18 protein-coding genes are annotated in these 18059 nt (G+C 52.5%); 7 read left to right on the forward strand and 11 right to left on the reverse strand.

From position 1 onward, the window contains the following. Nucleotides 1–53: 53 nt before the first annotated feature. Nucleotides 54–497, forward strand: coding sequence for a MarR family winged helix-turn-helix transcriptional regulator (locus C173_RS23710; RefSeq protein WP_036729282.1), 444 nt, complete (start codon nt 54–56; stop codon nt 495–497). A gap of 12 nt (nt 498–509) precedes the next feature. Further along, nucleotides 510–1706 (forward strand): MFS transporter, encoded by a 1197-nt coding sequence (locus tag C173_RS23715; RefSeq protein ID WP_036729285.1) that lies wholly within the window; start codon nt 510–512, stop codon nt 1704–1706. 83 nt (nt 1707–1789) lie between these two features. Here C173_RS23715 and helD read toward each other — a convergent pair whose 3' ends face one another. Then, nucleotides 1790–4147, reverse strand: coding sequence for an RNA polymerase recycling motor HelD (helD, locus tag C173_RS23720; protein WP_036729288.1), 2358 nt, complete (start codon nt 4145–4147; stop codon nt 1790–1792). An 87-nt stretch (nt 4148–4234) separates the two neighbouring features. Beyond that, nucleotides 4235–5290, reverse strand: a complete 1056-nt coding sequence (locus tag C173_RS23725; protein WP_036729291.1) for an FUSC family protein — start codon at nt 5288–5290, stop codon at nt 4235–4237. 193 nt (nt 5291–5483) lie between these two features. Between C173_RS23725 and C173_RS23730 the strand changes: the two genes are divergently transcribed. After that, nucleotides 5484–5984, forward strand: a complete 501-nt coding sequence (locus tag C173_RS23730; RefSeq protein WP_036729293.1) for a hypothetical protein — start codon at nt 5484–5486, stop codon at nt 5982–5984. A gap of 95 nt (nt 5985–6079) precedes the next feature. Here the strand turns inward: C173_RS23730 and C173_RS23735 are convergent, their stop codons facing one another. After that, entirely contained in the window at nt 6080–6748 is a 669-nt protein-coding gene (locus C173_RS23735) for a phosphatase PAP2 family protein (protein WP_051478326.1), read from the reverse strand. Nucleotides 6749–6860: 112 nt separating this feature from the next. On the opposite strand from C173_RS23735, the gene hfq reads away from it, so the two are divergent. Next, nucleotides 6861–7082 carry an RNA chaperone Hfq gene (gene hfq / locus C173_RS23740; protein WP_051478328.1) on the forward strand — a complete coding sequence of 74 codons (222 nt, stop codon included), beginning with the start codon at nt 6861–6863 and terminating at the stop codon, nt 7080–7082. Nucleotides 7083–7210: 128 nt separating this feature from the next. Here hfq and C173_RS23745 read toward each other — a convergent pair whose 3' ends face one another. Beyond that, the gene (locus C173_RS23745; protein WP_036729305.1) at nt 7211–8317 is read right to left on the reverse strand and encodes a lactonase family protein; all 1107 of its coding nucleotides are present in this window, start codon (nt 8315–8317) and stop codon (nt 7211–7213) included. Between the two features lie 184 nt (nt 8318–8501). Here C173_RS23745 and C173_RS23750 point away from each other — a divergent pair, with 184 nt between their 5' ends. Together C173_RS23750 and C173_RS23755 are read left to right on the forward strand one after the other, a co-directional pair. Beyond that, entirely contained in the window at nt 8502–8837 is a 336-nt protein-coding gene (locus C173_RS23750; protein ID WP_036729308.1) for a LytTR family transcriptional regulator DNA-binding domain-containing protein, read from the forward strand. A 254-nt stretch (nt 8838–9091) separates the two neighbouring features. Then, nucleotides 9092–10285, forward strand: coding sequence for a peptidylprolyl isomerase (locus C173_RS23755; protein ID WP_036729311.1), 1194 nt, complete (start codon nt 9092–9094; stop codon nt 10283–10285). A 114-nt stretch (nt 10286–10399) separates the two neighbouring features. Here the strand turns inward: C173_RS23755 and C173_RS23760 are convergent, their stop codons facing one another. Both C173_RS23760 and C173_RS23765 read right to left on the reverse strand, forming a co-directional pair. Continuing rightward, a complete protein-coding gene (locus tag C173_RS23760) occupies nt 10400–10594 on the reverse strand; it encodes a hypothetical protein (RefSeq protein ID WP_036729313.1) in 195 nt (64 codons plus the stop codon). A gap of 79 nt (nt 10595–10673) precedes the next feature. Then, nucleotides 10674–11273 carry a nitroreductase family protein gene (locus tag C173_RS23765; RefSeq protein WP_036729316.1) on the reverse strand — a complete coding sequence of 200 codons (600 nt, stop codon included), beginning with the start codon at nt 11271–11273 and terminating at the stop codon, nt 10674–10676. Between the two features lie 278 nt (nt 11274–11551). Between C173_RS23765 and C173_RS23770 the strand changes: the two genes are divergently transcribed. Then, the gene (locus C173_RS23770) at nt 11552–12967 is read left to right on the forward strand and encodes a metallophosphoesterase (RefSeq protein ID WP_051478329.1); all 1416 of its coding nucleotides are present in this window, start codon (nt 11552–11554) and stop codon (nt 12965–12967) included. A gap of 259 nt (nt 12968–13226) precedes the next feature. Here the strand turns inward: C173_RS23770 and dnaN are convergent, their stop codons facing one another. From dnaN to C173_RS23790, 5 genes are all read right to left on the reverse strand, one after another. Further along, a complete protein-coding gene (gene dnaN / locus C173_RS23775) occupies nt 13227–14354 on the reverse strand; it encodes a DNA polymerase III subunit beta (protein WP_036729320.1) in 1128 nt (375 codons plus the stop codon). A gap of 27 nt (nt 14355–14381) precedes the next feature. After that, a complete protein-coding gene (locus C173_RS35410; protein ID WP_327196484.1) occupies nt 14382–14633 on the reverse strand; it encodes a ribbon-helix-helix domain-containing protein in 252 nt (83 codons plus the stop codon). Nucleotides 14634–14805: 172 nt separating this feature from the next. Then, nucleotides 14806–16017 carry a chromate transporter gene (locus C173_RS23780; RefSeq protein ID WP_036729323.1) on the reverse strand — a complete coding sequence of 404 codons (1212 nt, stop codon included), beginning with the start codon at nt 16015–16017 and terminating at the stop codon, nt 14806–14808. A gap of 114 nt (nt 16018–16131) precedes the next feature. Then, complete coding sequence (locus tag C173_RS23785; RefSeq protein WP_036729325.1) at nt 16132–17559, reverse strand: M56 family metallopeptidase; 1428 nt, start codon at nt 17557–17559, stop codon at nt 16132–16134. Further along, nucleotides 17556–17915 carry a BlaI/MecI/CopY family transcriptional regulator gene (locus C173_RS23790; RefSeq protein WP_036729328.1) on the reverse strand — a complete coding sequence of 120 codons (360 nt, stop codon included), beginning with the start codon at nt 17913–17915 and terminating at the stop codon, nt 17556–17558. The genes C173_RS23785 and C173_RS23790 overlap by 4 nt, the downstream gene beginning before the upstream one ends. Between the last annotated feature and the right edge of the window lie 144 nt (nt 17916–18059).

Raw genomic sequence — 18059 nt, forward strand, 5'->3', positions numbered from 1 at the left:
CTTGTTATGCTTATTATTGTTGTAACAAGTAAATACAAAGGAGCAGTTCATTTATGACTCTTTCCTCTCCACAGCAATTCCTCGGCTTCCTGCTGGGCTCGACCCACCGGAGAATCTCAGTGAGCTTCGCCCGGGCGCTGAAGCCGTATGACATCACACCCGAGCAATGGTCCACCCTGCTGATGATCTGTGACCGCAGCGGAGTCAACCAGAAGGAGGTTGCCGTTGCCTCTGCCAAAGACCAGCCGACCACCGCCCGGATCGTGGAGCTCCTGCTCAAGAAAGGCTTCATTACCAAAACGGCCAACCCCGAGGACCGCAGGGCGTTCCAGCTCTCTGCCACCGGAGAGGGACGGGCGTTAATTGAGAACACTATAGCACTGGAACAGCAGACTATAGATATGGCTGTAGCCGGGTTACAGCCGCAGCAGCTTGAAGATCTCCGCAGTATGCTGGAGCAAATCTATCACAACACCGGAAATATACATCAGGAATAGGAGTCTACCCACTTGAATCAATCCTCTGAACGTCTATGGACCACATCCTTCATCACACTCACCCTTTGCAATCTTCTGCTGTTCATAGGACTGCAGATGACCTTATCTACCCTCCCGGCTTATGCGGAAAGTGCCTTGCATGCTTCACCCGTGCAGGTTAGCCTTGTCACCAGCCTGTTCGCCTTCAGCGCGATTGCCTCCCGTCTCTTCTCCGCCAGGGCCTTGGAGAAGGGCGGGCGCAACCTGCTGATCTTCCTCGGCCTTGCTGTTTCCCTCTCTGCGGTGGCGGGCTATTATTTCGCAGGCAGCATCTTCACCCTGCTGCTGTTCCGCATGCTGTTCGGCGTAGGCTTCGGCATGGCCAGCACGGCGTTCCCGACCATGGCCTCCGATGTCATCCCCATCCGCCGGATGGGTGAGGGCATGGGTTATTTCGGATTATCCACTAGCCTCGCCATGTCGGCTGGCCCGCTAATCGGACTCAGCCTCCTGCAAGGACCAGGCTTCGGGTCCCTGCTGCTGGGGACGGCTGTCGCGCTTGCTCTGATCCTGCCGATGGGCTTCCGCCTGGCGAAAACACTGCCTGGCGGACATCTGGAGCCGGCCGCAGTTCCGGCTGCAGCTGCGGGAAGCAATCCATACCGCAGGCTGCTGCTTCCCTGCCTGCTTAACTTCCTCCTATCCATCTCTTACGGCGGGCTGCTGGGCTTCCTGGCGCTCTACGGGCAAGAGAAGCACCTCCAGCATATCGCTTACTTCTTCCTGTTCAATGCCGTAGCCATTGTCGTGATCCGGCCGCTCTCCGGCAGAATCTACGACCGCTATGGCGCGGCTGCCTTGCTCATCCCAGGAAGCCTGTTCATTATCGCCGGTCTGCTGCTGCTCTCCTTCGCCTCCACAACGGCGGGCTTGTTCCCGGCCGCTCTATGCTACGGCTTCGGCTTCGGCTCCATGCAGCCTGCGCTCCAGACCTGGATGATCCAGTCTGTCGAACCGCGCCAGCGCGGGTTAGCCAACGGAATGTTCCTGAACTCCCTGGATCTCGGTGTCGCCATCGGCTCCATGCTGCTTGGCGCTGTCGCCATGTTCACCAGCTACGCCGTAATGTACCGGTATTCGATATTGGCGCCTCTCCTGCTGCTCGCTGTCTATCTTCTGGTACTCGTGACCCGGCAGAACAGTAAGCGTAAAGCTGCCCTACAGGGATAGCTGGATGCTACACTTCAGTGGGATAGACAAAACCGCCTCGCGTCACACGCGCAGGCGGTTTATTTTGTCTATACAACTGTTACTCACTTCTCCTGCATACCAGCCGTAACCGTTTCACGCACAGCAGCAGGCAGGAACGGGCTTGGCTGTCCCAGACTGTAGATATGAAGCAGATGCATCGCCCGGGTACAGGCGGTATAGAACAGCTTACGTTCATGTTCACGCCCGTATTTCTCAGCGGAACCGTCATAGATAATTACGGCATCGAACTCGACGCCCTTGGCAAGGTAGGCCGGAAGCACCAGCGTCCCTTTTTGAAAATTAGGCGTTTCCTTCGTGACCAGCCGCACCGGCAGCCGCTTCTCCAGTTCACGGTATACCTGTGCGCTCTCTTCTGCTGTCTTGCAGATTACGGCCACATAATGATAGCCCTCCGCATGAAGCTTAAGCACATCTTGCTCCACTGAGGAGAGCAGATCGTCTTCACTGTCCACCAGCGTCAATAGCGGCTCCTCCCCCCGGCGGTTAAAGGGTACGATCTTCTCGCCGCCGGGAATCATCGCCCGCGTGAATTCAACAATCTCATACGTAGACCGGTAGCTGCGGGTCAACGAGATCACCTCGGTGTTCTCTTCGCCGTAGATGCTCACCAGTCCGGCCAGATCTCCCAGCACCTCGCCTTGGGCATAGATGGCCTGATTCAGGTCGCCCAGCACGGTCATTTTGGCCCGGGGAAACAGGCGGCGCATGAATTCGAGCTGGAACGGCGAGTAATCCTGCACCTCATCCACAATAACATGACGGATCAGTGTGTTCGTCCGGAAGCCCTGGCTAAGCTCCTTCAAATACAGGAACGGTGTGGCATCTTCGTAGGCCAGCTCATTCCCCCTGATCGCAGCCAGCGTCTGCGCACAGATCTCATCCCATGCTTCAGGCAGCGGCTGGCGGGTATCCAGGCTCTCTATCAGCTCACGACCCTCGAATAAGCGGCTGTACAGCGCCTTCACATCCACGAAGCGTCCGCGCTTGGTCCAGCCGCGCAGCGGCTTGAGGCGCTGGCTGACCACGTAGCGGGCAAGCAGGATTCGCTCCGCATCATAATCATCGAAGCTGTCGTTATGCCCTCCGCCCTTACGGCGCATCTGGTTATAGGCCCGCTGATAATCGCTGTTGTCCATCAGCTCAATCTGCTCATCTACCCATGCCGCACTCCGCTCTTCTGCGCCGAAGGCCGCAATTTTTTTGAGCAGCCAGCCCGTCATCAGCTCAATCCGGTTCGCCAGCTTGATGCCCGGGTCATAGCTGTAGAATTGGCGCTCCATCTCTTCCTTAGTGGCAACAGCCTTCCCCTGGAACATCAGCGGCTTGAACAGCATGCCTTCATGCTCCAGCAGATTCACGTATTGCCGGATGGCGCTAAGGAAGGCTACCGACGATTTATATGCAATACCTTCCCGGCGGATGTAGGCTTCCTCCCCGTCCGGGGCATTCAGCAGACTCTCCGTCTGGCTGAACACATCCTCCAGCTGAAATTCCTGGCCCAGCCGGTGCTCCAGGTACATCTGGAAGGTGGTCTGCTGCATGTTCTCTTCCCCCAGCTCAGGCAGCACAGTAGATACATAGCTATTGAACAAGGGATTCGGCGAGAAGAGCAGCATCTGATCCGCCTGAAGCACCTCACGGTACTTGTAGAGCAGATAGGCTACCCGCTGGAGCGCCGCTGACGTCTTGCCGCTCCCGGCGGCTCCCTGCACAACCAGCATCCGGCTCCGGTCATTGCGGATGACTGCATTCTGCTCCTTTTGGATGGTGGCTACGATCGATTTCATCCGGTCATCGGCGCTGTGGCTCAGTACCTGCTGAAGCAATTCATCGCCGATAGTGACGCCCGTATCGAACATGACTTCAATCTCACCGTTATCAATCACGAATTGCCGCTTAAGCTCCATGGTGCCTGTAATCTGTCCGCCCGGCGTCTCATAGGATGCAGGTCCCGGCGCCCCGTCATAATACAGGCTGGAGATTGGCGCACGCCAATCGTAGATCAGGAAGGTTCCGTTATCCTCCATTAGCGAACCGATGCCCAGATAGATGGTGTCAGCCGCAGCATCCCCCGCCTCCGAGAAATCAATCCGGCCAAAATAGGGCGATACCACAAGCTTTTTATATTTTTTGAGCGCCTTGCTGGATTGCAGATGATGGCGTTCGCGTTCGTTCAGAATCTGTGCCTGCTGCCGCAGACTGGTTGAAGTCTCCCCCAGGTCGTCGGGGCTGCTGAAGTTCACTGTAACCTCTTCCCAGAAGTCTTTGCGCATATCCACGACATCCGTGCGGTGGAGTCCCAGCTCCTCTGACAGCAGCCGGATATGGGTAGACAGCAGCCTCGTGATACCGTTTACCCGCTCCTGCTCCTTTTGCCACTCGTGATCATGTTTATCCAATTCATTTCATCCCCTTCGGAAGGTTGACTAACAATGTTACCAACTCTGTAGTCGTTTTACAAGTTTTTGCTATATTCAGCTTGTGCTCTATATTTTCTCGCTCAGCACTGCACTTTCCTTGTCGTCTGCGTTCATCCGGTGGATCTGGTCAGCCACCTTATCCAGACGCTCCAGCTGATAGCCGTAGTCATAGATGGCCGCAGCCACCACCGACAGCCGAAGCTGCCCGGATTTCTGCGGATCATACCCGTTGATGGCGGACTTCAGGAAGCGGTCATTGTCCTCCCCCAGCGGCTCGGAGTCATTGGCTCCCGGCTTCAGTTTATCCTCGAATTTCAGCAGAATGTACTCATGATACTTAATCAGCTGCTCCAGATGGCGGTCGAACAGCTCATCCGTTTGCTCCGTCCGGTCGGCCTGGAAATAATGCCGGTCAATCGCCTCAAGCACCTGATAGCCCTTTTGCAGGGAATTCAGCAGGTTTTTGTAGACTACCATCTGCCTCGTCTGACTGTATTTAGCCCTGCGGAGCTGCTTCTGCTCCTCCTCGAACAACGCGTATTTGTCAGCCAGAGCTTTAATCGCGCCCTCCAGGCCGTTCTTCTCATCCCGGAATACACTCTCCTTCATCTCATGCGACACCGCTGTCCGCAGCAGCAGCGACAGGCTGGTGAACACATTCTCGATCTGCTGGATGTACTGCTTGCGAGGCTGGGGCGGAAATACAGAAATATTGATAATAAAAGCCGACAGAATCCCGGTCAGGGTCAGCAGGAACCGGGTTAACGCGAACTGCCACTGGCCGGAAGCCTCCATGACGGAGATGACGGTGACCAGCGTCAGGCCGATAGTGTCGGCGCGGTTCATTTTCATGCTAATCATAATCACCAGGATGCATACCAGTCCAACCGCAATCGGTTCATTGGAGAGCAGCATTCCGCCAAGCAGCGCTATCACCGCCCCCATCGTGCTGGTCTGGATCTGATCGAGGAAATACCGCCATGATCTGTATATGGAGGGCTGCATAGCAAAGATTGCCGCAATAGCCGCACCGACAGGAGAGGCGAAGTTGAATAGAACGGACAGATAAAGAGCAAGCGTTACGGCCATTCCTGTTTTGAGTATGCGGGCACCGAAAGCCAAGTCCATCCCTCCCAAGAGCTTGAAGCTTATCATAATTACTGCGGATGTTCATCCTTTATGTATATCTTGTTATTACCCATGAACTGCGCTGGCGAATTTTAGTATGTCTTAAGCCGGGCTTCAGGATTCTTTCAGCTTTCAGGGAATACTGTTATACCGGGTAGTAACTACAACCAACAGAAGAGGTGTATCCATGAAAAAAACGACCCGAACCCTAACCGCATGGGCAGCAGCCATGATGCTTTCCCTGTCTCCAGCCGCCGCCTTCGGTGAGCAGCTTCCCAAAGGCAGAGCCACCCCTCCCCCGGCCTCACCGCATACCGGCAGAGAGCATACCCCTCCCCGCAGCGGGGACCGGAATCTCAGGGCCGGAGGCCATTTCATTATCAGCGAAACGGCCGAGCTGCTCGGAATGGGCCGTGAGGAGCTGATTGCCAGCCTGAAATCGGGTAAGACCCTGGCGGGTCTGGCCCAGGAGAAGAAGGGCTGGAGCGAAGAGCAGTATGTCCAGAAGCTGAGCGATGCCGCCAGCCTGAAGCTGGATGGATTCGTCAAGGATGGGAAGCTGACGCAGGAAGACGCGGCGAAGCTGAAGCCGGGCCTGCCAACGCTGATCAAGCGCAGCCTCAGCCGCGTAGCCCAGCTTCACCAGGGCAAGCCGTCACCGCCGCCGGCTGCAACGAAGGCCCCCTGAACTATAAGGCATCGTCACCAAGGAAGACAAGCCAGACCGTCCTCCTAATGATAGAAGCAGTATGCAACAGAACAGGCACCGAATGCCCGGAGTAACTACTTCCGGGCATTCTTTGTGTTACGCGGATTCGCCTTGTAATTCCGGTAAGCCTCGAAGCAGGCTGCCGACAGCATCAGCCAGGCTCCGCTCGCGGCGTAGCCGCCGATTACATCACTCGGATAATGCACCCCCAGATAAATCCGGCTCCAGCCGATCCCCCCGGTCATCAGCACAGTGAACAGAATCAGCAGTAACCGCTCGCTCCGATTATGCATATGCCGCCACAGCAGGTAGGCAATGACCCCGTATAACGAGAAGGCCGCCATTGAATGTCCGCTGGGGAAGCTGTAGCCTGTCTGCTCAATCAGCCTGTGAATGGTGGGACGCTCCCGGTGGAACCACAGCTTCAAGAGCGTGTTCAGCAGCTGGGAGCCGAGGCCCACCCACAGGAACAGGGCAAGCTCCAGGCGGTGCTTCAGCGCGAAGAACAAGATGAGCATAGTCAGCAGAGAGATCCCGACCGCCAGCTTCGAGGAGCCGACCAGGGATAAGCCTTTGGCCAGCGCCGTCAGCGGCGGAGATTCCATCGATTGCACGAACCGGATCACCGCATGGTCGAAGCCTTCGGCCCCACCCAGCTTAACCAGCAATGCGATCAGGATAAAAGCCAGCAAAAACCATATAAAACGCCGGAATCCGCGGGACCAGTAATGATAATATAGCATAACTACCCCCTTGTCTATTTGTGAGGCCTTATGAACACATTTCCTGGGAAGGTCTGTCCCGTGTTATAATGGCCTGGAGAAATTATTTTAAATAAAGATGGAGTGCTGCCAAGTGGAAAGTCTAAAATTGCAGGAACGTTTGTTGAACCAGTGCATCTCAACAAAGATGCCTGTGACGATCTTTACAACTAACGGAGTCAAAATGCAGGGACTGGTAACCTCTTATGACGCTTATACGATCACCTTGCAGGGTCAGGGTGACGGGAGACAGAATGTACTCTTCAAGTCGGCAGTCTCTACCGTGGTGCCGCTGAAGCCCGTCTCACTCAAATAAGCTGTCTGCACGGCGCACATTCTAACCTAAGCTACTACAAATGAACCGTTCAGGAACTCAAAAGGAACACCGGAGCAGCATCCCGGTGTTCCTTTTGCCGTTGTCTCCTTAGGGCCAGGCTGCCTGTCCTACGCAGGGAAGACCGCCGGCATCACGCACACCGGCTTCGACAGCTCAGCTGTATTGCCGGTGAAGCTCAGGCGGCCGCTGCCTTCGTCCAGGGAGAAGACAACCAGATTATTGCCGTCCCGGTTGGCAACAATCAGATATGCACCATCCGGTGTAACCGTGAAGTGGCGGGGATGTCCGCCTCTGGTGGATACATGCTCTACCAGGGTCAGCCCGGCCGTCTGCGGATTCACAGCGTACTGAACGATGCTGTCATGTCCGCGGTTGGAGCCGTACAGATATTTGCCATCCTTGGAGAATGTGATCTCTGCACAGCTGTTCTGGCCGGCCCCATATCCATCAGGCAGTGTGGATATGGTAGCAGCCGTCTTAAGGGTTCCTGCCGCAGCATCATACAGGAAGGATGTCACCGTGCTATCCAGCTCATTAATGACATAAGCGGACTTCCCGTCTGGATGGAACACGAAATGCCGCGGTCCTGCCCCCGCATGCAGCGGAGTATCTCCAATCGCTTCAAAGGTTCCCGCTTCTGTATCTATCCGGTAGCTGCGGATCAGATCCAGTCCCAGATCCGAGACGAACAGGTAGCGTCCATCAGGGCTGAAGATGGCCGAATGCGGATGCGGACGGTCCTGGCCCGGAGTCGCCCCATGTCCTGTATGCTGAGCGATATCCGTCAATGCTACAGGCAGTCCGTCCTGATCCAGCTTCAGCAATCCGATCGATCCCCCGTGATAGCTGCACACGACCAGATGTTCATTCCTCGCGTCCCGGTTAATGTTACAGGTCGTGCTCTGGCCTGTGCCTTCCGAAGGCATAGTCTGAATCCGCTGCAATTCGGTCAGCTTGCCTGTCTCAGGATCGATAGCGAAGGTTATAACCTCCCCTTCCTTGCCGCCCGTACCGTTCGGCTTCTCCCCTATGGCATACAGCTTCCGCCCGGAAGGGTCCACATTGACAAACGTAGGATTCGTCAGGCCTTCTGCGGTATCCAGCCGCTCCAGCGTGCCTCCGGCTTCACCGTCAAAGGCAAACACCTGCACTCCGCTCTCTTCTGCGGTGGCATATGAACCGGTAAATAACAGCAGCTTCGTCTTCTCGTTCATCTAGAATTCCTCCTCAAGTTAAATAGCCATCTATATAATTTACATTTTTTCGTGAGAGATGACAAATGCAACGGAAAAAATGACAAAAAACATTTCAAAAATAAGACTTCTCAAAACAAACAGAGTATGATATAATGAAAGCGCTAACATTAATGTTATTAATCAAGATAAAGGGGGAACACGAATGAGCAGCCTGCTGGAAGCCAGAAATGTATATGAGGACTTCGAGGTGGAGACAGACATTCTGTTCTTTAAGGTCGGGGACCATGACCTGGTCATTTTTCACGGCAGAAACTACAATATTAAAAAGAGAATGACTGCCGAGCAACTGAACCGCTTATTGTCGAGCAACAGCTATTATCATGTGTACGGCGGCTGCTACGTGAACCTGAACAAGATCAGTTCCATCGAGGACGACTGCATCTACTTCGGTGAAATGGGCCTTTATGCCAAGTCTGTACGGGTTCCAAGACGCAAGCAGGAGAACATCCGTCATCTGCTTAGGGGACTGAGCTCTTAAGCCGGAGCGTTATCCGCACACCTCTTACACCTTGGTACTATTCTATTCGAATCATTACAGTCTCTCTCATCAGGCCGGAGCGCATATGGGGACACCCGTGCTGCTCCGGTTTTTCCTGTGTTTTACCTGTTTCTTAATGGAATCTTAAAAAGTAATTGTGCTTTTTTATACTTTCTTAAGGTTTGGAATTCTGTTTTCTGGTAAAGTTGTAGAAAGACAGGCACCACCTATATTGAAGGGAGTCATTAATTATAATGGACAAAAAAGATTTCAATGAAAATGACAAGCTAGAAAACGGCATTACGCCGGAAGAGAACGACGCTTCTGTGAGTACTCCGGAAGAAGTTATTGAACCTGCCGGAACAGCCCCTGTACCGCAGGAACCTGTACGAACAGCTCCAAGAGTTGAAGAAAGCGTTCCCGTGATGAACAAAGTCGGCGGCGGCGGTACTCCTCCTTCCTCACCTGCTCCATCCGGCGGCGGCAAAGGCTGGATGATTGCATCGCTCGTACTGGCAGCAGCGCTAATCGTAGTGCTGATTGTACAACCTTTCAAGAAAGATGACAGCAAAATTGCAGTTGCTTCCGTGAATGGAACAGACATCACCAAAGCGCAGCTGTATGATAAATTGGTTGAAGCCGGCGGGGAATCCACCCTGCAAAACCTGATCACCACTACACTGGTGGGCCAGGAAGCCAAGAAAGCCAACATTAAGGTTACCGATGCAGACATCAATGAAGAGATCGAGAACCTCAAAACCCAGTTCGGCGGCGAGGAAGCTCTGAATAACGCTCTGCAGCAGAGCTCGATGACCATTGAAGACCTGAAGAAGCAAATGCCGCTCCAGGTTGAAATCCGCAAGCTGGTAGAACCGAAGGTAACGGTTACCGATGATGAAATCTCCAAATACTTCGAAGAAAACAAAGCGAAATACAATCAGGAGGAAGAAGTTCGCGCTTCCCACATCCTGGTGAAGACCAAGGAAGAAGCTGATGCCATCGTTAAGCAGCTCAAAGAAGGCGGAGACTTCGCTGCACTGGCTAAGGAAAAATCCGCTGACACCGGCTCGAAGGACAAAGGCGGCGATCTTGACTTCTTCAAACGCGGAGACATGGTTGCTGAGTTCTCCGATGCTGCCTTCAAGCTGAAGGTTGGCGAAACCAGCGGTGCAGTGAAATCCGATTACGGCTACCACATTATCAAGGTTACCGACCGCAAGGAAGCCAAGGAATATACACTGGCCGAGAAGAAAGACGAGATCAAAAAGACGCTGATGTCCCAAAAGGTATCCGAGATGTCCGCTACCTGGCTCGCTGATCTGAACAAGAATGCCAAAATCACGAATACTTTGACCGATAAACCAGATGCATCTGCTACTCCGGCAGCCAGTGAAGCACCTGCTGCTGCAACGGAAGCTCCTGCTACGGAAGCTCCTGCAACGAAATAACGAATAGCGCATTGGTGTACAAGCTATACTTACAAAGAGGACAGGCGGATAACCGCTTGTCCTCTTTGCTTATGTCCAGATGGACGCCTCACCCACGGAGTCCAGGCAGAGCGGTCAGTGATCCTTTTTGCGGATCTGCTTATCGTGATTCTCGCCCCACTCCTTGGCTTGTGCAGTGGCAATGGCGATGGCCCGCCCCTCCTCATATCCGTCCTCCAGCAGCGCATTGGCGATCTCTACCGCTTTATTGCGTACAGGCGCCGTGAAATTCTTCAGTGAATCCGGGTAGTTCTCCTTGTTCCATGGCATGACAAAAACCTCCTTGATCGGGCTATACTCATACTTAGCCGGATCAGGGAGGTTCTAAACTGCTTATCGCAGGATTTGCTTATTTAATTACCTTCACGCGTTCTTCAATCGGCTGGAATTCCTTCTCGCCTGGAGGGGTTAAGATGTTACCGAATGGCATCTGCGCAATCAGCTTCCAGTCCGCAGCAATACCAAAGGTCTCCTTCACTTCATCATCGATCAGCGGGTTATAGTGCTGAAGGGAGGCTCCCAGACCTTCTTCCGCGAAGGCAGTCCATACTACGTATTGCAGAATCCCGGAGGACTGGTTGGACCAGATCGGGAAGTTCTCAGCATACAGTGCAAAATTCTCCTGCAGGTGCTTCACCACTGCCTGATCTTCATAGAAGAGCACAGTGCCGTAGCCGGCTTTGAAAGAGGAGAGCTTCTGAGCCGTGCCTTCGAATTGTTCAGTAGGAACGATCTTACGCAGGGTTTCTGCTGTAATATCCCACAGCTTATCATGTTGTTCGCCCAGCAATACTACAGCTCTGGAGCTCTGCGAGTTGAAGGAAGTTGGGCTATGTAGAACAGCCTCTTCTACAATCTTCTGAATTTGTTCATCAGAGATTGGGGATTCTTTACTGATGGCGTATATGGAACGTCTGCCTTTTACCGCTTCAAAAAAAGTCTTAGACATAAAATAACTACCTCCATTTAATTAAGTAACTTACTTTTTTTAATCATAACACTTTTCCGGCCTGAATACAACTCATCATTCACAAGTTTTTCCTGTACCAGCTCTTTATTTTGTATATCCGCTCTTAGTGTCGCTGAATTGCCTTCAATTATGCACCTTCCACTATTTTCTATAAGCTATTATAGAGGTTTAGAAACAACGGCTAACATATCGTATATACAACCCGGTCATAAATAAGCTACAATGATTCAGCTAAAATATAGAAAGAAGGTTAAGCTATGCGCGTCTCGCTTCATAACCGCACAATCCATGCGGTGAAGCTCACCTTAATGATGCTCCTCTCCTCCATCCTCATCCTCAGCGGGTGTGAAGACTCCGCTTCTTCTGCCTTGAATACTGTTCCAGCAGTTGCTGAGGCCGTGACCCCTGCTGCAGAACCCGGAGAACCTGTATCCTTCTGGGTCGCCACCGATATGCATTATCTGGACAAAGCCCTGGAGGACGGCGGTCAAGCCTTCCAGACCTATGTCACAGGCGGCGATGGCAAAATGCTTCCTTACAGCGATGAGCTGACCGAAGCTCTGGTCCGGGATGTGGAACAGAACAAGCCGGCCTTCCTCATTCTGAGCGGCGACCTCACGAATAACGGTGAAGCTGGCAGTCATAAAGAGCTGGCCGCGAAGCTGCACCGGATGGAGGCTGCCGGAACCCGCGTCTACGTGACTCCGGGCAACCATGATATCAACAACCCCTGGGCCAGATCGTTCGACGGTGACAAGCAGGTCGTTGCCAAGCATATTAATGTAGAGGATTTCCTGCGCATCTATGATGATTTCGGATATAACGAGGCGGTCTCGCGGGATGCGGACAGCTTAAGCTATGCGGTGAAGGCAGCACCCGGCCTGTGGCTGCTGATGCTTGATAGTGCCCAGTATGCACATAACGAAGAATATAATTTTCCGCAGACCGACGGGCGCCTTCTGCCCTCCACCCTTGCCTGGATCGACGACAATGTGAAGCGGGCCGCTCAGGAGCATGCGTCTGTGATTACCGTGATGCATCATAATCTGCTGAGCCATACCTCCATGGCCGTCTCCGGGTTCAAGCTCAACAACAGCCAGGAGACGATGAAGGCTTTTCGCAGGAATGGGCTAAACCTGGTATTATCCGGGCATATTCATATGCAGGATATCCGCCGCGATCCTCCGGAAGCCTCGATAGATCCGGCCTTGCCTGTCTATGATATTGCTACAAGCGCCATGGCGGTGAATCCGCACCAGTACGGAAGAATGACCTTCGATCCCGCTTCACGGGCCGTGACCTACCACACCGCTCAAGTGGATGTTGACGGCTGGGCCAAGGCCAACCACAAGACTGATCCGCACCTGCTGAACTTCAAAGCGTATGCGGAGCAGATTTTCGCAGAGAACTCATATGACAAAGCGATGAAACGGCTTAAGGAGAGCAGCTTCACGGAGGCGCAGAAGCAGTCGATGGCTGAGGTGATGTCGAAGCTGAACGTGAAGTATTTTGCCGGGAACGCTGCTGATTCGCTGGAGGAGATCCGGGCGATGCCGGGATTCAAGCTGTGGGAGAGTATGGAGGGCGGCTTCATGTCCGGATATATCCGCAGTATGGCGGAGCACGCAGAAGTGAGCAATACCTCGCTGGAGATGGTTCTGACTACACAATAGCAGACAGCAAAGCCTCCCTTACGTTCGGCAATTCCTTGTGTGAATTGGTACATAGTTAAGATTTGAAATCCAAGCAGGGTCGGCGCTGCGGTGAACATTTGGACTTACGGCCGCTGTTGTCCCCAGATTTCTTGATTTAAACCACTCTTCGTGGTAGAAATCCGGTGACAAAGGCGGTCGCTATCGCTCCTTCAGTTCCAAATTTCCCCTCCGCTTCTCTTTGCTTTTAATTTACGGATAACAGGGCTATGCCTTACGCTTACTTTGCGGTTCGCACTGGAGTAATTAGAAAAAAAGTTGAAGAAAGATCATTCTTCGGGTGTATGACCATCGGGCTCATTTTGCCGGTGAATCGCAAGCGTACGAACTCACTACTCGTACCATGTAGGATGTCTGCCACATACTTTCCATTTAGCGAGATCGTGAAATCCTCCCCGTTCTTCTCGAGTATAGATACCTCGTCCTCAATATCTCCGATTTCTGCGGTTTGGGATAACAAACGTAGTCTGTCGGCAGTGGTCTCTAACCTTATAATACTTTCACTCGCCAATACCGTCGTCCGTTCGACGGCTTTTAACAGAGGCGCTGTTCCAATTGTAATCTCTGATATAAAAGTGTGCGGAATCACATGGTGCAGGGACGGGTACTCCCCCTCAATTAAAGCAGATTGAACCATAATATGGTTAGCAGTGAATCTAACATGACGGTTGGTTACTTCAACTTCTGTTGTTCTGTCCTCGCCATCCATGATTTTAACCGCTTCAACTAAATTTCTGCCAGGTACAATAATATGCCTCTCTATCTCAGCATCATGTTCCACATCTATAGTCCGGGAAGCCAGACGAATACCGTTAGTAGCCGTTAACTGTAACCGATGATTTCTATACTGAAAAGATACCCCGGTCAACACAGGCCTATGTTCTGATAAAGAAGCCGCTCCTGCTACTTGTAGGATAGAAGCCTTCAATAGTTGATTATTAACTGCTAATTTAAGTACAGCATGATTCTCAGCAGGATGTATCGCCGGATAATCTACAGCATCCATTCCGCATAACCGAATTTGTGTATGTTCTGAGGAGATAGTGAGCCGTAAGGATCTGTCGACTTCCAACGTAATCATCCCAGCATCAGACTTACGTATGATTTCGCAGAAATACCTTGCCGGTACAACCACTTCTCCAATTCTCTGAACCGTCAAAGAGGTATCTTCCCCGGGAATTCGATACTGGATAGTCATACTGCTATTGCATGTCGTAACTACTAGTTCATTGGTTAGAGCTTGTATATGAACCCCTGCCAGTATGGGAATCTGTTGGTTTGCAGGTACAGCCTTAAGCACTTGCTGAAGAGCTTTGAGAAGAATATCCTTGCTTACGTTGATCCGCACTGGCTTCACCCGCTTCCATAAGCTACATTACAAATCGGTAGACTCAATCAGAGATCGGATAAGCTCCGATCGGGACAATTTATGCTCTGCGCAATGTTGTTCAACCTTCTCCCAAAGCTCACTAGTTAAGGTTACCGAGACTTTTTTCGTTACACCTATGTTCTTGCGGCCTGCTCCCTCCCGGGGACCTCCTCTTGCAGACATGAACCCTAATTGACCTTCTTTATTAGAAAGACCTATTTTTAGATCATTTTGAGTCAATTTAATTAGTCCTCTCATTTTTTTGATTTAGGTTACCTATTTCAATATTTCTATTATTATTTTACCACATGACTTATGGGCTTACAATGTTACGAATGAATGATGAACCTGGCTGTATACCAAAAAACTGACCTCGCAATTAAGCAAAGGCCAGTTCAACATGGAGCGTTCCATGAGTTATACGGTTAAGTCACCATCCGATCACCATTCCTCCCGCCGCACCGGCCACCACAACCAACCAAGGCGGCAGCTTCCAGAAGACCAGCATTACGAACAGAATGACAACGAGGGCAAAGTCCAGCGGCGCGAGGATGGCTGTCGTCCACAGGGGGTCGTACCAGGCGGCAAGCAGGATTCCGACCACAGCGGCATTGATTCCGGTTAAGGCTCCTTGCATCCGGGGGCTCCTTCTTAAGCTGTTCCAAAAAGGCAATGCGCCCGCAACCAGCAGAAAGGCTGGCAGGAAAATCGCGAACGTGGCCACGATGGCCCCGGGAACACCGGAGGTCATTGCACCGAGATAGGCTGCAAAAGTGAACAACGGACCCGGTACAGCCTGCGTGGCCCCGTATCCCGCCAGGAAATCAGCTTGGCTCACCCAGCCGGCAGGAACAACTTCTTGTTCCAGCAGCGGAAGCACGACATGTCCACCGCCGAACACCAAAGCACCGGAACGATAAAAGCTGTCAAATATCGCTAACGGTCCCGCCTCAGCCGTCCCTCTAAGGAACGGGAGCATTATCAGGAGTACGCCGAACAATGCTAAACAAACGATACCTGACGACCGGCGGATGGGGATCGGAAGATTTGTCACGTTCTCCGTAGAACTGTGGCGGTACAGCCATACCCCGGCTATGCCCGCTACAGCAATCGTGAGAATCTGGCTGTAGCCCGTCTGCCATGATAATGTAACACCTGCCGCTATAACCGCGATGCCTACTCTTTCCCGGTCCGGGGTCAGCTTCTGCCCCATGCCAAGGATGGCCTGGGCAACAATTGCTACAGCTACGATCTTCAGACCGTGAATCCAGCCTGCATCGGCAATATCATAGCCCTGCAGCAGGAAGGCAAACGCGACCAGCACAAGGACAGAGGGCAAAGTGAAGCCCAACCAAGCGACCAACCCGCCCAGCCAGCCTGCCCGTATCATCCCGATGCCAATCCCCACCTGACTGCTCGCAGGACCCGGTAGGAACTGGCAGAGCGCTACCAGATCCGCATAGCTCCGTTCATCCATCCATCTCCGGCGGCGGATATATTCATTGTGGAAATAACCCAGATGGGCGACCGGTCCGCCGAAGGAGGTAAGACCCAATTGGGCCGATACAAACAGGATCTCAAGTAAAGCTCCAGCCTTCCCCTTCCAATGTTCTCCCGGTACCGTCTGTTTCTCTGCTTGCATACCTGTTGCTCCCTTGACCCCAGAATGTGTACCTCATTCCAGATTATCATCCGCGTTCAAGCATTGGATAAAAGGTGCAGCAGTGTTTCGTAAATATGCTGTGAAAATCGGCATTTAAGGAGTCAGCTTGACACTCTCCATCCGGTCAATCAGCTTACGAAGGCCAGCTTCATCCGCTCCATAAGGGCGGACATCCTCTCCAAGCAGCTTATCCATCTCTTCTCTGGCGAACGTGAAGCTGTAAGTTATACCTTCATCAGCAAGTGAGTAATTAATAATATCCGCGTTATCAATCAGGCTGAACAGCAGGATCGAATTATGCAGGAGAGGCTCCCGGCTTAACGCCTGAAGCTCATCGTTCCACATTCCCTTAATATCGTTCACTGTATAATTGATGGTTAACTCATACGGGCGGGAGCCGGTTGTCAGCTCAATGCCTGCCCTCTCCAGTCCCTGGGGCAGCGGCATTGCACCAAGCAGCGCTGTGACCTTGCTGGCGTCGCCAATATACTTTGTCTTATTCTCCAGCAGCTGATCCACCGTATAACCGGAATAAAGCAGCTGAGACGGACGCTCCACAGGCTTGGGATTAGCGGTACATCCAATCAGCAGGATCACAAGGACGAGGGTAAAAGCGGCCACACTCCCCGAGGTCGGCTGGCGGTAAGCAAGAATATGCTTAATCCGTGCCTTTACACTGCTCTCTCCAAAAGCCAGCGGACTGCCGGTCATAAGACCGCTCCGGCGGGTTGAAAATCCAAGCAGGGAGCCTGAGTAGCTGCTTTTAACCTGCGGACCCAGCTTCCGGATTACCGCCTCATCGCAGGACATCTCCATATCCTTGCTCATGAGCACAAAAGACAGCCACATCAGCGGATTGAACCAATGGAGAATGACCAGCAGGAACATCAGCGGCTTGATCAGGTAATCCCGCCGGTTAATGTGAGTCTGCTCGTGCAGCAGGATATGGGACAGCTCCTGTTCACTCATCCCGGCCGGGATGTAGATCTTTGGCTTCAAGAAGCCGAATACGAACGGAGTCATGATCTGGTCCGTCTCAAAGACATGCCCCTTCACAATTGTTGCTGTACGGACACTGCGCATGACTCTCATATAAGAGAACACGCTGTACAGGAGCAGTACTATGACACCTGTCAGCCAGATCATACTGCCGGCCCACAGGATGACTTGCACCGGATTCACGCTTGCTGACGGTGCTACGGGCGGAAGCAGACTGTTCCACAGCCTTCCTGCTGAACCTGTTCCGGTGTCCAATGCAGGTTGCGCTTGCCTCCCTATATTTTTCGGAACGAATTGCAGCTGCCCTGTGCCGGACGAGCCTGCAGGCCCTGCCAGCCTCAGGATACTGAAGCTTGAAGTGAAGCTGACAGGCAGGATCAGCCTGATCATTACTGCGGACCATAGCATATAGGAGAAGATCTTGGGGGCGCGCCGCAGCAGAACTCTCGCCAGCATTACGGCGACGGCTACATAGCTGGCAGTAATGCTCATGTTCAGAATGCTGATCCACAGATCTGTCATTGGGAGGCCTCCTCGATAATCCTCTTCAGCTCTGCCGCTTCCTTCGCGGACAATTTCTTATCCCCGAGAAAAGCAGTCAAAAACTGCGGCAACGACCCGCCAAAGGCTTTGTCCACTACCGTCTGGCTCTCATGCCGCTGCGCCTCCGACTTCGGGATGACAGCTGTGACCATGGCCCCCTCGTTTCTGAGAATTCCCCGCTCACATAGCTTTCTTAACACGGTATAGGTCGTGGATTTCTTCCAGCCCAGCGCCGAGAGGCTCAGCTTCACCAGCTCTGTAGAATTAATCGGCTCATGATCCCAGATCAGGCAAGCGAATTTATATTCAGCATCATATAATTTGTAGGGCTCCATCCTGTTCACTCCTTATAAGTTTATTGCAGTAGACCTAATGACGTTAAGTCTATTGCAATAAACCTATATTGTCAAGGAGGCGCCAGGTAATCCCGCAAAAAAAAACCGGAACCGCCTGATTGCTCAGGGGTCCCGGTTTTTTGA

This window comes from Paenibacillus sp. FSL R7-277 (genome assembly GCF_000517965.1).
In the GTDB taxonomy this organism is placed as follows: domain Bacteria; phylum Bacillota; class Bacilli; order Paenibacillales; family Paenibacillaceae; genus Paenibacillus_AQ; species Paenibacillus_AQ silagei.